This window comes from Streptomyces sp. NPDC000594, from assembly GCF_040299965.1.
Taxonomy (GTDB): Bacteria; Actinomycetota; Actinomycetes; order Streptomycetales; family Streptomycetaceae; genus Streptomyces.
Genome location: NZ_JBEPCY010000036.1, coordinates 1 through 13,424, shown reverse-complemented (window position 1 = coordinate 13,424; position 13,424 = coordinate 1). Strand labels below are relative to the sequence as shown.

The window sequence follows — 13,424 nt, the reverse complement described above, 5'->3', positions numbered from 1 at the left end:
CACGGTCGGACCACCGGACAGGACTCCGGCGGGTTCATCGGGTGCGCGTGGCAGCGAACGGACCAGTCAGCGGACTGGACGGCTGCGCGGTCTCACTTCGGGGCGCGAGGCACAGGCAGGGGCCCTCAGAAGGCGCACATTCGACCCATACAACGAGCACCGGGCGTCATGTTCGCCTCGGTCGCAAGGGTGCGGCTGCTCGTCGTGGTCATGGCGGCAAGTAAAGCAGATGCCCTCTGAGCACCGGCAGAGCTGTCCGGATATCGGACAATCACCGGGTGGCCGACCACCCCGGGCCCTCCCCTGGTGACCGTCCTGACCTGGGCGGATTCCCGGCACCCGGAGCACGGGGCGGGGCCGCGACACTCCGGATATGTGGTCAAGGCCACGATCGGGGCCGTTCGGGGCAGCCGCGGGGGCGTACGGGAGGGGGCCCGGGACCCGCCCCCTCGGGCCGCCGCACCGCCCCCGGCGCGCGGGCGGGACCCGTACCCGTAATACCCTCGGAGCCATGCTCGACGCCCTGACGATCACGGTCTCCGTGGCCGCGCTCGCCCTCGCCGCCTGGTGCGGATTCGCCGCCTGGCGCGATCAGCCCACCAAGGACTGGCACTTCATCGGCATGGCCGTGGTGACCCTGCTGGCCCTGGCACAGCTGGTGGTGGGGATCGTACGGCTGGCCCAGGGGGAAACCGCCCAGGGGGGCACGACCACCTTTGTGGTCTATCTGATCGGGGCGTTCCTCTCGGTCCCGGCGGCGGCCTTTCTGTCGCTGGTGGAGCGGAGCCGCTGGGGTTCGGCGACGGTCGCCGCCGGCGCCGTGGTCCTCGCGGTGCTGGAGGTCCGGCTCTACGACATCTGGGGAGGCTGACGGTGGGCGGATCCAGGACCGGGGAGCGCGACGGCGCCCCGGCCACCCGCACCAGGCTGGTGACCGGCCCGGGGGTGCTGCTGGTCTGGCTGTACTCGGTGATGTCGGTCGGCGCGGTGTCGCGCTCGCTCTACGCGATCCTCACCGACTTCGACTCCGCGCCGCTGGCCCACACACTCTCCGCGGTCGCCGCGGCGGTGTACGCGTTCATCACCTACACCCTGGTCCGGGGCGGTGAGACGGCCCGCCGCGCGGCGCTGGTCTGCTGTGCGGCCGAGCTGGCCGGAGTGCTGGTGGTGGGCACCTGGACGGTGCTGGAGCCGTCCGCCTTCCCCGACTCCACCGTGTGGTCGGAGTACGGCATGGGCTATCTCTTCATCCCGGTCCTGCTGCCGGTCACCGGGATGCTGTGGCTGCGCCGTTCACGCAGCCACAGCGCCCCCGGCACACCGCCGAGCCTCTCCTAGGCGCTGGTGACGAAGGCGGCGCGGGACACGGCCTCCTTCTCCAGGGTGACCACGGTCAGCCGGGGGCCGATCTGCTCCCGGGAGACGGGGACGTACCCCCGGCTGCGGTAGAGCCGCAGATTGCCCTCGCTGCGATGGCCGGTGAAGAGCCGGAAGCGGCGGGCGGCGGGCTCCGCGGCGAACCTCTCCTCGATCGCGTCGAGCAGCCGGCCGCCCAGGCCGTGCCGCTGCATCCGGGGGTGGACGATGAGTTTGGCGATCCGGGCGGTGCCGTCCTCGCCGACCCTGCCGCGCACGGAGGCCACGACCTCCTCGCCGAGCCGGGCCACCAGTGCGTGCCCCTCGGCGATCTCGGTGCGCAGGGCGTCCAGCGACTGGGTGAGGGGTTCGATGGCGTAGTCGCCGTACAGCGCCGCCTCGCTCTGGTAGCAGAGGTACTGGAGTTTGAGGATGTGTTCCGCGTCCTGTGCCGTCGCCGCTGAGATGGTCACGCTCATGCCCATGTGCGCATGCCTCCCGCTCACCTGATGGTCCGGTTGTCTCTCGCTCCCTTCCCCCTGCCCAGGAGCCGCAACCTCGGTCGGGAGCATTGTGCTCGCACATCTCAGGCCACGGGAACGGCGGGCGGCCGGATCCACCTGTGAGATACCCGACCCTCCCATGCATTCGCTGGAGAAAGCCCCCGTTCGCCCGTCACTTCACCGTCACTCCAGGGCCTCGGCGGCGGCCAGCAGTCCGGTGTCCGGGTGGTCGGTGAAGATGCCGTCGATCCCGGTGGCGAACCAGCGGCGGTACGCGGCGAAGACATCGCCGTACTCATGGGCCGACGCGGCCGGGTCGCCGCCGTACTCCCGCCGGAAGTCCACCGGGAGGAAGCTGTTCTCGTTCCGCAGGGTGTACGGATGGAGGATCAGCCCCCGGCGGTGGGCGTCCCGGACCAGGGTGGTCTCCTCGCCGAGCCGGCCGTCGGCCCGGCGCGGGATGATCAGGTCCAGGGTGGGTCCGATGCCCTGGGCGAAGGAGGAGATCCACCGCAGCCCGTCCGGCCGGACCAGATCGGCGACGGTACGCGGATCGCCCGACTCCACGAAGTCCCACGGCCGTTCGTGCGCGGCCGAGAGCAGCACCACCCGGGGCGCGGAGACCAGCCGCGCCATCCGCCGCATGCTGTCCGGCTCGAAGGACTGGAGGAAGACGGGGGCGTCGCGGCCGTCGCGCCCGTACCGGCGCAGCAGCCGTGCCAGCGGCTCCTCCAGGCCGAGGCCCAGCTTGCGGAAGTAGGTGGGGTGCTTGGTCTCCACATGGAGCCAGACCGGCCGGCCCCGGCGGCGCCCCTCGCGCTCCGCCCAGCGCAGCACCTCCTCGAAGGTGGGCACGGCCCAGCGCCCGTCGTAGAGGGTGTTCCTGCGGCGGACGGCCGGTATCCGCTCCCGGGTGCGCAGGGTCTTCAGCTCGGCGAGGGTGAAGTCCTCGGTGAACCAGCCGGTGAGCCGGTCCCCGTCCACGCTCCTGGTGGTCCGCCGGGAGGCGAACTCCGGGCGGTCGGCGACATCGGTGGTCCCGGTGATGTCGTTCTCATGACGGCATACAAGGTGCCCGTCCCGGGTGGGGACCAGATCCTGTTCGATCACATGCGCGCCCATGTCCAGGGCGAGCTGATACGCGGCGATGGTGTGCTCGGGCCGGTAGCCGCTGGCGCCCCGGTGGGCGATCACGGTGGGCCGGGGCAGATCCCGGTACGAGCCACCGCGCCGCCCCTTCGCCCCGGCCGCCGGAGCCCCGCCCGGGACCGCCCCGCCGGGGACCGCGGCGGCCGGGGAAGCCGCCGCCGCCCCCAGGGCCGCCGCGCCCACCGCCGCCGCCCCGAGGACCGCCCGCCGCCGGGACGACCCGCCCCGCCGCTCCCCGCTCCCCTGTGCCGCACTCTGTCTCATCGACGTTCCTCCCTGTGGTCCCGTGCGTCCGCCGGGCCGTGCCCGACCGTAGGGAGCCGACCGATCCAGGGGGAAGACCCCGGGCGAACGTGGCGCGAACACATGTCAACGGCGCGTATCCAGTACGTGAACCCGATGTGCGATCGGACACTCTCCGCGAGTATCGTCCTCACCTGCGCAGACTCAATGGAGCCTTAGCCGGTCTCCGGTAGACCGGGGGACCGGCCACCGGCTCCGCGAGGTCGGCGCCGGCCGCCCACCGCTGCCGTCCGTCCTTGACACCGGAGGATCCGTTGTCCCGCTTGTCGCTTCTCAAGGCCCTCCTCGGACCGTTTCTGCGCCTGATGTTCCGGCCCCGGGTGGAAGGCGTTGAGAACATCCCGGGGACCGGTCCGGTGATTCTGGCCGGGAATCACCTCACCTTCATCGATTCGATGATCCTCCCGCTGGTCTGCCCCCGCCCGGTGTACTTCATCGGCAAGGACGAGTACGTGACCGGGAAGGGTCTGAAGGGGCGCGCGATGGCGTGGTTCTTCATCGGTGTCGGGATGATCCCGGTGGACCGGGACGGGGCCAATGGCGGGGTGGCGGCGCTGAACACCGGGCGCCGGATGCTGGAGCGGGGCGAGGTCTTCGGGATCTACCCGGAGGGGACCCGCTCCCCCGACGGCCGGCTCTACCGGGGCCGTACGGGGATCGCCCGGCTCACCCTGATGACCGGGGCGCCGGTGGTGCCGTTCGCGGTGATCGGCACCGACAAGCTCCAGCCCGGCGGCGCGGGGCTGCCCCGGCCCGGCCGGGTCACGGTGCGCTTCGGCGCCCCGATGGAGTTCTCCCGGTACGACGGACTCGGCCGCGACCGCTATGTGCTGCGGGCGGTGACGGACTCGGTGATGGCCGAGGTCATGCGGCTCTCGGGCCAGGAGTATGTGGACATGTACGCCACCAAGGCCAAGGCCGCCTGACCGGCCGGGCACCTCACGGACCGCACGGCTCAGGGCCGGACCCCGACGGGGTCCGGCCCTGAGCCGTATACAAAAAGCTACCGGCGCGGGGTCACGGGTGCTCCACACCGCTCTCCAGCCGCTGGCCCCGCAGCAGGAACCACGCCGCCACCGCCGTGGCCAGCAGCACCACCGAGCCGACCGCGCCCGCCACATGGAACCCGTCCAGGAAGGCGTCCCGGGCCGAGGCCAGCAGCGCCGCGCCCTGCTCGGCGGGGAGAGTCTCCGCCGCCTGGGCCGCACCGGCCAGCGACTCCCGGGCCGCGTCCGCCGTCTCGCCGGGGACCGCGTCGGGCACCGTGAAGCCCCGGTAGACCCCGGTCACCACACTGCCCAGCAGGGCGATACCGAGCGCCGCGCCCAGCTCGTACGCCGTCTCGGAGACCGCCGACGCCGCGCCCGCCTCCTCCTTCGGCACGCTGGACAGAATGACGTCCGCGGTGACCGTGAAGGCGAGTCCGGCGCCGAAGCCGCCGACGAACAGCACCGCCCCCATGGCCGCCGGGGTGGTCCCGGCGGTCGCGAACACCCCGGCACCCAGCGCCAGACCGACCGCGGTGAGCCCGGCGGTGACCGCGCCGCGCACGGAGGTGCGGCGGGCCAGATGCCCGGCGAGCAGACCGGCGATGACGGCGCCGATCGCCGACGGCAGCTCGATCAGACCGGCCTCCAGCGGTGAGCGCCCCTGGACCAGCTGGAGGAACTGCGAGAGGAAGAAGACCAGCCCGGCGAGGCCGAGGATGGTCAGCAGATCCGCCAGCACCGCGCCGGAGAAGCCCCGGTTGTGGAAGAGCCGGACATTCAGCAGGGGTGAGGGGAGGGTGAGCTGACGGCGGACGAACCAGGTCAGGGCCGTCGCACCGAGCGTCGCCGCGAGCATCCCGCCCGCGCTGACACCGTGCACCGCGGTCTCCTTGATGGCATAGACCACGGAGATCATGCCGACGAGGGAGAGCCCCACACTGATGAGGTCCCAGGGCCCCGGCCGGGGGTTGCGGGACTCCGGGATCAGCTTGACCCCGACGACCACCAGGATCGCCATCACCGGCAGGTTGATCAGGAAGACCGAGCCCCACCAGAAGTGTTCGAGGAGCGCTCCGCCGACCACCGGGCCGACCGCGGCGCCCGCCGAGGCGGCGGCACCCCAGAAACCGACGGCGAGCGAGCGCTCCCGCGGGTCGGGGAAGAGATTGCGGATCAGGGCGAGGGTGGACGGCATCAGGGTCGCACCGGCGACACCGAGCAGCGCCCGCGCCACGATCATCATCTCGGGGCTGGTGGCATAGGCGTTGAGCACCGAGACGGCGCCGAAGGCGACGGCACCGGTCAGCAGCAGCTTCTTCCGGCCGATGCGGTCACCCAGACTGCCCATGGAGATCAGCAGACCGGCGATGACAAAGGAGTACACATCCCCGATCCACAGCAGCTGGGTACCGGTGGGTTCGAGGTCCTCGCTGAGGAAGGGGGTCGCCAGGCCGAGCACGGTGGCGTCGACCGCCACCAGCAGCACGGCCAGTACCAGCACGGACAGTGCCAGCCACCGTCCGGGGGTGCCGCGCACCGTCTCCGCCACCTTGAGGTCGGTGCCGGTCATGTCTCCACGCTCCGTCGTATGCAGCCGCCGAGCATCAGCTCGGCGATCATGTACTGATAATCCTTGGTCGCGACCCTGCCCCCCTGCACGGCCCAGGCGCCCGCGCTGAGCAGCCCGTACAGCGCCTCGGTGAGCCAGACCGCGGTGAGGTCCACCCGGAACTCGCCCGACTCCTGGCCCCGCTGGAACAGGGCGGCGAAGACCGCGTCCACCCGCGCCCAGCCCTCGTTCATGCCCTCGTCCTCGAACAGCTGGTTCTCGGAGATGAGGAAGCCGAGCAGCGGGGCGGCCGGGGCGGTCCCGGCGATCAGGCGGCGCAGCGCGTCGGCGGCGGAGCCCTCCTCGGGGCGGGCCGCCTCGATGGCGGTCTCCAGCTCCCGGAGCCCGAGGTCCTCCAGCGCACGGACCAGCGCGTCCCGCCCGGCGAAGTGCCGGTGCAGGGTCGCGCGGCCGATGCCGGCGGATTTGGCGACCTCGTCCATGGTGGCGGTCGCCCTGCGGGAGAGGAGAGCGGCGGCGGCGCGGAGCACCTGCTCGCGATCGACTGTCATGAGACAACGATAACCCCAATGAGACATCTTTGTCTCATTGAATACATCGAAGACTCATTCAGGACACCGGCGAGCCATTCTGAGCAGGGAAAACACCAGCGGCGCCACCGTCCACCCGCTGATCGCGGGGGCCGGCGGCGCCGAAAGGTACAGACGTACGAGGGAGTACGCGGAGTGCTCCGGAGGGATCAGCTCCGGTCGGTCGCCCAGCCGCGCTGTACGGCCAGATCCGCCTTGACCTCGGCGAGCTGGACCGCCACCGCCGAGGGAGCGGTACCGCCCCGGCCGTTCCGGGAGGCCAGCGCGCCCCGGACGCTGAGCACCGAGCGGACCTCGGGGGTCAGATGCCCGGAGATCGCGGCGAACTGGTCGTCGGTGAGCTGGTGCAGCTCGATCCCGGAGCGCTCGCACTCCTTGACACAGGCGCCCGCCACATCGTGGGCCACCCGGAACGGCACCCCCTGCCGCACCAGCCACTCGGCGATATCGGTGGCGAGCGAGAACCCGGCCGGGGCCAGCTCCTCCATCCGCTCCCGGTGCACCGTGAGGGTGGCCATCATCCCGGTGAAGGCGGGCAGCAGCACCTCCAGCTGGTCACAGGAGTCGAAGACCGGCTCCTTGTCCTCCTGGAGGTCGCGGTTGTACGCCAGCGGCAGCGCCTTCAACGTGGCCAGCAGCCCGGTCAGATTGCCGATCAGCCGGCCCGACTTGCCCCGCGCCAGCTCGGCGATGTCGGGGTTCTTCTTCTGCGGCATGATCGACGACCCGGTGGAGAAGGCGTCGTGCAGGGTGACGAAGGAGAACTCCTTGGTGTTCCAGATGATGACCTCCTCCGCGATCCGGGAGAGATCCACACCGATCATCGCGGTGATGAAGGCGAACTCCGCGACGAAGTCCCGCGAGGCGGTGCCGTCGATGGAGTTGGCCGCCGAGCCGCCCTCGAAGCCGAGGTCGGCGGCGACCGCCTCCGGGTCCAGACCGAGCGAGGAGCCCGCGAGCGCGCCGGAGCCATAGGGCGAGACCGCCGTACGGGTGTCCCACTGCCGCAGCCGCTCGGCGTTCCGCGAGAGCGCCTGGACATGGGCGAGCACATGGTGGGCGAAGAGCACCGGCTGGGCGTGCTGGAGGTGGGTACGGCCCGGCATGGCCACCTCCGGGTGGGCCTCGGCCAGCCCCACCAGCGCCTCCTGGAGGTCGGCGATCAGGGTGGCGATGATCCGGGCGTGGTCCCGCAGATACATCCGGAAGAGGGTCGCCACCTGGTCGTTGCGGGAGCGGCCGGCCCGCAGCTTGCCGCCCAGATCGGGGCCGAGCCGCTCCAGCAGCCCCCGCTCCAGGGCGGTGTGCACATCCTCGTCGGCGATGGTTCCGGTGAAGGAGCCGTCCGCGACATCGGCGGCGAGCAGATCCAGACCGGCCAGCATCCGGGTCAGCTCGTCCTCGCTGAGCAGCCCGGCACGGTGGAGCACCCGGGCGTGGGCACGGGACCCGGCGATGTCGTACGGCGCCAGCCGCCAGTCGAAGTGCACCGAGGCGGAAAGCTTCGCCAGCGCCTCGGCGGGGCCGTCGGCGAACCGTCCGCCCCAGAGCCGGACATCACCGTTGTTGCTGCTCACTGCGTGTGCTCCTCGGAGGGTGGTGTGCGACCGCCTCCCCGCCGGGGGTGGCGGGGAGGCGGTCACGGGGTGGTACTCGGGATGCGCGCGGAGCGCGGGCCGGTGCCGGGCCCGGGGCCCGGGCCCATACCGACGCCGGGCTCAGGCGGGCACCGGGCGCGGGCGCCGGGTCAGGCCAGGTCGCGCTTGGCGGCGATCTTCGCGGAGAGGGCGAAGATGTCGATGAAGCCCTGCGCCTTGGACTGGTCGAAGGTGTCGCCCGTGTCATAGGTCGCGAGGTTGAAGTCGTACAGCGACTCCTCGGACTTCCGGCCGGTGACCACGGCCCGGCCGCCGTGCAGCGTCATCCGGATATCACCGGTGACATGCTGGTTCGCCTCCTCGATGAAGCCGTCGAGGGCGCGCTTGAGCGGGGAGAACCACAGACCGTCGTAGACCAGCTCGCCCCAGCGCTGCTCGACCTGCCGCTTGTAGCGGGCCAGCTCGCGCTCGACGGTGACGCTCTCCAGCTCCTGGTGGGCGGTGATCAGCGCGATGGCGCCCGGCGCCTCGTACACCTCACGGGACTTGATGCCGACGAGCCGGTCCTCGACCATGTCGATCCGGCCGATGCCCTGGGCACCCGCCCGCTCGTTGAGCTGCTGGATGGCCTGGAGCACGGTGACCGGGCGGCCGTCGATGGCGACCGGGACACCCTGCCGGAAGGAGATGACGACCTCGTCGGCCTCGCGCGGCTCGGCGGGGTTGGAGGTGTACTCGTAGATGTCCTCGATCGGGGAGTTCCAGATGTCCTCCAGGAAGCCGGTCTCGATGGCCCGGCCGAAGACGTTCTGGTCGATGGAGTACGGGGACTTCTTGGAGGTGGCGATCGGGAGCTGCTTGGCCTCGCAGAAGGCGATGGCCTTGTCCCGGGTCATGGCGTAGTCACGGACCGGGGCGATGCAGGTCAGATCGGGGCCCAGGGCCTGGATGCCGGCCTCGAAGCGGACCTGGTCGTTGCCCTTGCCGGTGCAGCCGTGGGCGACCACGGAGGCGTTGTGCTTACGGGCGGCGGCCACCAGGTGCTTGACGATCGCGGGCCGCGAGAGCGCCGACACCAGCGGGTAGCGGTCCATGTAGAGGGCATTGGCCTTGATCGCCGGGAGGCAGTACTCATCGGCGAACTCGGCCCGGGCATCGGCCACCTCGGCCTCGACGGCACCGCAGGCGAGCGCGCGCTTGCGGATGACGTCCAGGTCCTCGCCGCCCTGGCCGACGTCCACGGCGACGGCGATGACCTCGGCGCCCGTCTCCTCGGCGATCCAGCCGATGGCGACGGAGGTGTCCAGACCGCCCGAGTAGGCGAGTACGACGCGCTCGGTCACGGAATTCTCCTTACGGTGCATGCGGTGATGGAATAAGTATGCACTCGGCCGCATGTTTCGTCAATCAGGGGCGCGCGGGGCCGCGCGGCGTGCCGTGCCGTGTGCCGTGCCCTGTGCCGTCCGGCGCGCTGTCCGGCATCCCCGCGTGATCACGACACCACCCCGGGCGGCGGCCGATAATCACCCCATGGGTAAGCGTTATGAACGCATCGAAGGACGTATCCGCACCTTTATCGAGCAGCAGCCCGTCTTCTTCACCGCCACCGCCCCGCTCGCCGGTGACGGACATGTCAACCTCTCCCCCAAGGGCCGCAGCGGCAGCCTGGTGGTCATCGACGAACTGACCCTGGCCTATCTGGACTTCGGCGGCAGCGGCGCGGAGACCATCGCCCACCTCCGCGAGGAGGGCAACGGCCGGATCACCCTGATGTGGTGCGCCTTCGCCGGGCCGCCCAAGGTGCTGCGGGTGCACGGCGAGGGGACGGCCGTCTTCCGCGACGACCCCCGGTGGGCCGGGCTGATCGCCCACTTCTCCGAGGTCGACGGGCCCAGCGCCCGCGCGATCATCCTGGTACGGGCCCGGCGGATCAGCGACGCCTGCGGCTTCGCGGTGCCCTTCCTGGCGTACGAGGGGGAGCGCACCCAGCACGCGGAGCACTTCGGGCGGAAGTCGGACGAGGAGTTCGCCGCGTACTGCGAGAAGAAGGACCATGTCGGGGTGAGCCTGGACGGGCTGCCGGCCCTGCCGCTGCCGCTGCCCCCGCGCACGGACGCATGACACGAGGAGGGCCCCGGGACGCGGTCGCGTCCTGGGGCCCTCCTCGTGTACCGGTCCTAGCGGTCGTTCTGCGCCAGCCGCAGCAGATGGTCGGCGAGCGCCTGGCCACCCGTGGGGTCCCTGCTGATCAGCATCAGGGTGTCGTCCCCGGCGATGGTGCCGAGGATGTCGTGCAGCTCCGCCTGGTCGATGGCCGAGGCGAGGAACTGCGCCGCGCCCGGGGGCGTACGCAGCACCACCAGATTGGCGGACGCCTCCGCGGAGATCAGCAGCTCCCCGGAGAGCCTGCGCATCCGCTCCTCCTTCGCCGACTCGCCGAGCGGCGCCTGCGGGGTACGGAAGCCGCCCTCGCTGGGCACCGCGTAGATCAGCTCGCCGTTCGTGTTGCGGATCTTCACCGCGCCCAGCTCGTCCAGGTCCCGGGAGAGCGTCGCCTGGGTGACGCTCAGCCCGTTGTCCGCGAGGAGCTTGGCCAGCTGGCTCTGGGAGCGGACCGGCTGGCGGTTCAGGATGTCCACGATCCGGCGGTGGCGGGCCATGCGGGTCTGCGGTACGGCAGGCCCTCCGGCGTCGGTGGCATGCGCCTCGGTCATCGTCGTCTCATTCTCCGGTGTGTCCTTCCCTGTCCCGCTCATGGGCCGCGTCGAGAAGGCCGGGCAGGACCTGGAGGAAAGCGTCCACCTCGGGCTCACCGATGACCAGCGGCGGAATCAGCCGTACGACATCGGGGGCCGGGGTGTTCACCAGGAAGCCGGCGTTCTGGGCCGCGAGCTGCACCTGGGGCGCGACGGGCTCGTTGAGCACGATACCCAGCATCAGGCCCGCACCACGGACATGGGAGACCAGCGGGTGCCGGGTGCCGTCACCGGATTGTTCCACTCCGTCCCGGATCCGCTCCCCCAGCAGCTTGACCCGGTCGAGCAGCCCCTCACCGGCGATGGTGTCCAGGACCGCGAGACCGGCGGCACAGGCCACCGGGTTGCCGCCGAAGGTGGAGGCATGGTGGCCCGGCCGCATCAGCTCGGCGGCCCGGCCGAAGGCGACGGCCGCGCCCAGCGGCAGTCCGCCGCCGAGTCCCTTGGCGAGGGTGACGACATCGGCCTCGACCCCTTCCGCCTGGGCGGCGAACCAGTGGCCGGTACGGCCGATGCCGGTCTGCACCTCGTCCAGGACCAGCAGGGTCCCGGTCGCCTCGGTGATCTCCCGCGCCGCCCGCAGATATCCCTTCGGCGGCAGCACCACTCCGTTCTCGCCCTGGAGCGGCTCCAGGATCACCAGCGCGGTCTCGGGGGTGACGGCCGCCCGCAGCGCCTCCGTGTCCCCGTACGGCACATGGGTCACCTCGCCCGGCAGGGGCTGGAAGCCCTGGTGCTTGGCGGGCTGTCCGGTGAGCGCGAGCGCGCCCATCGTCCGCCCGTGGAAACCGCCCTGAGCGGCCACGATGTGCGGACGGCCGGTCAGCCGGCCGAGCTTGAAGGCGGTCTCGTTGGCCTCGGTGCCCGAGTTGCAGAAGAAGACCCGGCCGGGGCGGCCGAACAGCTCGATCAGCCGCTCCGCGAGGGCGATCGTGGGCGGGGCCGAGTAGAGGTTGGAGACATGGCCGAGGGAGGCGATCTGCCGGGAGACCGCCTCCACCACGGCGGGGTGGGCATGGCCCAGCGCGTTCACCGCGAGCCCGCTGACGAGGTCGGTGTAGGCACGGCCGTCGGCGTCCCAGAGGGTGGCGCCCTCACCCCGGACGAAGGAGAGCCCGGGGGTGCCATAGCTGTCGATCATCACGCCCTGCCAGCGCCGGGCGAACTCCTGATTGGTCATGATGCCCCCTTGGCAGTGGTGAGCGGCTCGTCGGGCACGACCATGGTGCCCACACCGTCATCGGTGAAGATCTCCAGCAGGATGGAGTGCGGCACCCGGCCGTCGATGACCCGGGCGGTGGTGACCCCGTTGCGCACCGCGTGCAGACACCCCTCCATCTTGGGGACCATGCCGCTGGAGAGATCGGGCAGCAGCTTCTCCAGCTCGGTGGCGGTGAGCCGGGAGATCACCTCGTCGCTGTGGGGCCAGTCCTCGTAGAGTCCCTCGACATCGGTGAGGACCATGAGGGTCTCCGCGCCCAGTGCCGCAGCGAGTGCCGCAGCCGCCGTATCAGCATTGACGTTGTAGACATGGCCGTCGTCCTCCGCACGGGCGATGGAGGAGACCACCGGGATACGGCCGTCCTCCAGCAGCGCCGTCACGGCGCCGATGTCGATCGCGGTGACCTCCCCGACCCGGCCGATGTCGACCGGCTCACCGTCCAGGAGGGGACGGTGCCGCACGGCGGAGATGGTGTGGGCGTCCTCGCCGGTGATCCCGACGGCGAGCGGGCCGTGCTGGTTCAGCAGTCCGACGAGTTCGCGCTGGACCTGTCCGGCGAGCACCATCCGGACCACCTCCATGGCCTCGTCGCTGGTCACCCGCAGCCCGGCCCGGAACTCGCTGACCAGGCCGTGCCGGTCGAGCTGGGCACTGATCTGCGGGCCGCCGCCGTGCACCACGACGGGCTTGAGACCGGCGTGGTGGAGGAAGACGACATCCTGGGCGAAGGCGGCCTTCAGCTCCTCGTCCACCATGGCGTTGCCGCCGAACTTGATGACGACCGTCTTCCCGTTGTGCCGGGTCAGCCAGGGCAGGGCCTCGATGAGGGTCCTGGCCTTGGGGAGGGCCATGTGCTTGCGTGTGGGAGAGCCGCTCATGAGCTGTAGGCGCTGTTCTCGTGGACGTATTCGGCGGTGAGGTCGTTGGCCCAGATGACGGCGGTGTGGTCGCCGGCCTGGAGGTCGACGGTGATCCGTACCTCCCGGAAGCGCATGTCGACCAGGTCCCGGTCCTCCCCCACACTCCCGGCGCGGCAGACCTGGACCCCGTTGATCGCGACATTCAGCGCGTCCGGCTCGAAGACGGCGGACGTGGTCCCCACCGCCGACAGCACCCGCCCCCAGTTCGGGTCCTCGCCATGGATCGCGCACTTCAGCAGGTTGTTACGGGCCACCGAGCGGCCCACCTCCACCGCGTCCTCCTCCGACGCCGCACCCACCACCTCGATCCGGATGTCCTTCGACGCACCCTCCGCGTCCCCGATCAACTGCCGCGCCAGGTCATCACAGACCGCGCGGACCGCCTCGGCGAACACCCCGTACTCCGGCACCGCGCCCGACGCACCCGACGCCAGCAGCAGCACCGTGTCGTTCGTCGACATGCACCCG

14 protein-coding genes are annotated in these 13,424 nt (G+C 71.2%); 4 read left to right on the top strand and 10 right to left on the bottom strand.

All coding sequences use genetic code 11. The features are described 5' to 3' along the window. Positions 1-511 precede the first annotated feature (511 nt). Together ABT354_RS31600 and ABT354_RS31595 are read left to right on the top strand one after the other, a co-directional pair. The gene (locus ABT354_RS31600) at positions 512-871 is read left to right on the top strand and encodes a hypothetical protein (protein WP_351500142.1); all 360 of its coding nucleotides are present in this window, start codon (positions 512-514) and stop codon (positions 869-871) included. Positions 872-873: 2 nt separating this feature from the next. After that, complete coding sequence (locus tag ABT354_RS31595; RefSeq protein ID WP_351500140.1) at positions 874-1,338, top strand: hypothetical protein; 465 nt, start codon at positions 874-876, stop codon at positions 1,336-1,338. On the opposite strand, the gene ABT354_RS31590 is transcribed toward ABT354_RS31595, so the two are convergent. Together ABT354_RS31590 and ABT354_RS31585 are read right to left on the bottom strand one after the other, a co-directional pair. After that, positions 1,335-1,841 (bottom strand): GNAT family N-acetyltransferase, encoded by a 507-nt coding sequence (locus tag ABT354_RS31590; RefSeq protein ID WP_351500138.1) that lies wholly within the window; start codon positions 1,839-1,841, stop codon positions 1,335-1,337. The genes ABT354_RS31595 and ABT354_RS31590 overlap by 4 nt on opposite strands. Before the next feature lie 201 nt (positions 1,842-2,042). After that, positions 2,043-3,272, bottom strand: coding sequence for a glycerophosphodiester phosphodiesterase (locus tag ABT354_RS31585; RefSeq protein ID WP_351500136.1), 1,230 nt, complete (start codon positions 3,270-3,272; stop codon positions 2,043-2,045). A gap of 302 nt (positions 3,273-3,574) precedes the next feature. Between ABT354_RS31585 and ABT354_RS31580 the strand changes: the two genes are divergently transcribed. Continuing rightward, entirely contained in the window at positions 3,575-4,237 is a 663-nt protein-coding gene (locus ABT354_RS31580) for a lysophospholipid acyltransferase family protein (RefSeq protein WP_351500135.1), read from the top strand. Between the two features lie 91 nt (positions 4,238-4,328). Here ABT354_RS31580 and ABT354_RS31575 read toward each other — a convergent pair whose 3' ends face one another. The 4 genes from ABT354_RS31575 to ABT354_RS31560 form a co-directional block, all read right to left on the bottom strand. Continuing rightward, positions 4,329-5,870, bottom strand: a complete 1,542-nt coding sequence (locus ABT354_RS31575; protein ID WP_351500133.1) for an MFS transporter — start codon at positions 5,868-5,870, stop codon at positions 4,329-4,331. Beyond that, positions 5,867-6,421 (bottom strand): TetR/AcrR family transcriptional regulator, encoded by a 555-nt coding sequence (locus ABT354_RS31570; protein WP_351500131.1) that lies wholly within the window; start codon positions 6,419-6,421, stop codon positions 5,867-5,869. The genes ABT354_RS31575 and ABT354_RS31570 overlap by 4 nt, the downstream gene beginning before the upstream one ends. Before the next feature lie 188 nt (positions 6,422-6,609). Then, positions 6,610-8,037 carry an argininosuccinate lyase gene (gene argH / locus ABT354_RS31565; protein ID WP_351500129.1) on the bottom strand — a complete coding sequence of 476 codons (1,428 nt, stop codon included), beginning with the start codon at positions 8,035-8,037 and terminating at the stop codon, positions 6,610-6,612. 170 nt (positions 8,038-8,207) lie between these two features. Further along, positions 8,208-9,401: an argininosuccinate synthase gene (locus ABT354_RS31560; RefSeq protein WP_351500127.1), complete on the bottom strand. Its 1,194-nt coding sequence runs from the start codon at positions 9,399-9,401 to the stop codon at positions 8,208-8,210. Positions 9,402-9,588: 187 nt separating this feature from the next. Here ABT354_RS31560 and ABT354_RS31555 point away from each other — a divergent pair, with 187 nt between their 5' ends. Beyond that, positions 9,589-10,179 carry a pyridoxamine 5'-phosphate oxidase family protein gene (locus tag ABT354_RS31555; RefSeq protein ID WP_351500125.1) on the top strand — a complete coding sequence of 197 codons (591 nt, stop codon included), beginning with the start codon at positions 9,589-9,591 and terminating at the stop codon, positions 10,177-10,179. A gap of 56 nt (positions 10,180-10,235) precedes the next feature. Here the strand turns inward: ABT354_RS31555 and ABT354_RS31550 are convergent, their stop codons facing one another. From ABT354_RS31550 to ABT354_RS31535, 4 genes are all read right to left on the bottom strand, one after another. Next, positions 10,236-10,772: an arginine repressor gene (locus ABT354_RS31550; protein ID WP_351500122.1), complete on the bottom strand. Its 537-nt coding sequence runs from the start codon at positions 10,770-10,772 to the stop codon at positions 10,236-10,238. A 7-nt stretch (positions 10,773-10,779) separates the two neighbouring features. Further along, on the bottom strand, positions 10,780-11,994 hold the full coding sequence (locus ABT354_RS31545; protein ID WP_351500120.1) for an acetylornithine transaminase: 1,215 nt from the start codon (positions 11,992-11,994) through the stop codon (positions 10,780-10,782). Next, the gene (argB, locus tag ABT354_RS31540; RefSeq protein ID WP_351500118.1) at positions 11,991-12,914 is read right to left on the bottom strand and encodes an acetylglutamate kinase; all 924 of its coding nucleotides are present in this window, start codon (positions 12,912-12,914) and stop codon (positions 11,991-11,993) included. The genes ABT354_RS31545 and argB overlap by 4 nt, the downstream gene beginning before the upstream one ends. Then, the coding region (locus tag ABT354_RS31535; RefSeq protein ID WP_351500116.1) for a bifunctional ornithine acetyltransferase/N-acetylglutamate synthase at positions 12,911-13,424 on the bottom strand (514 nt) is incomplete at its 5' end. The genes ABT354_RS31535 and argB, both read right to left, overlap by 4 nt.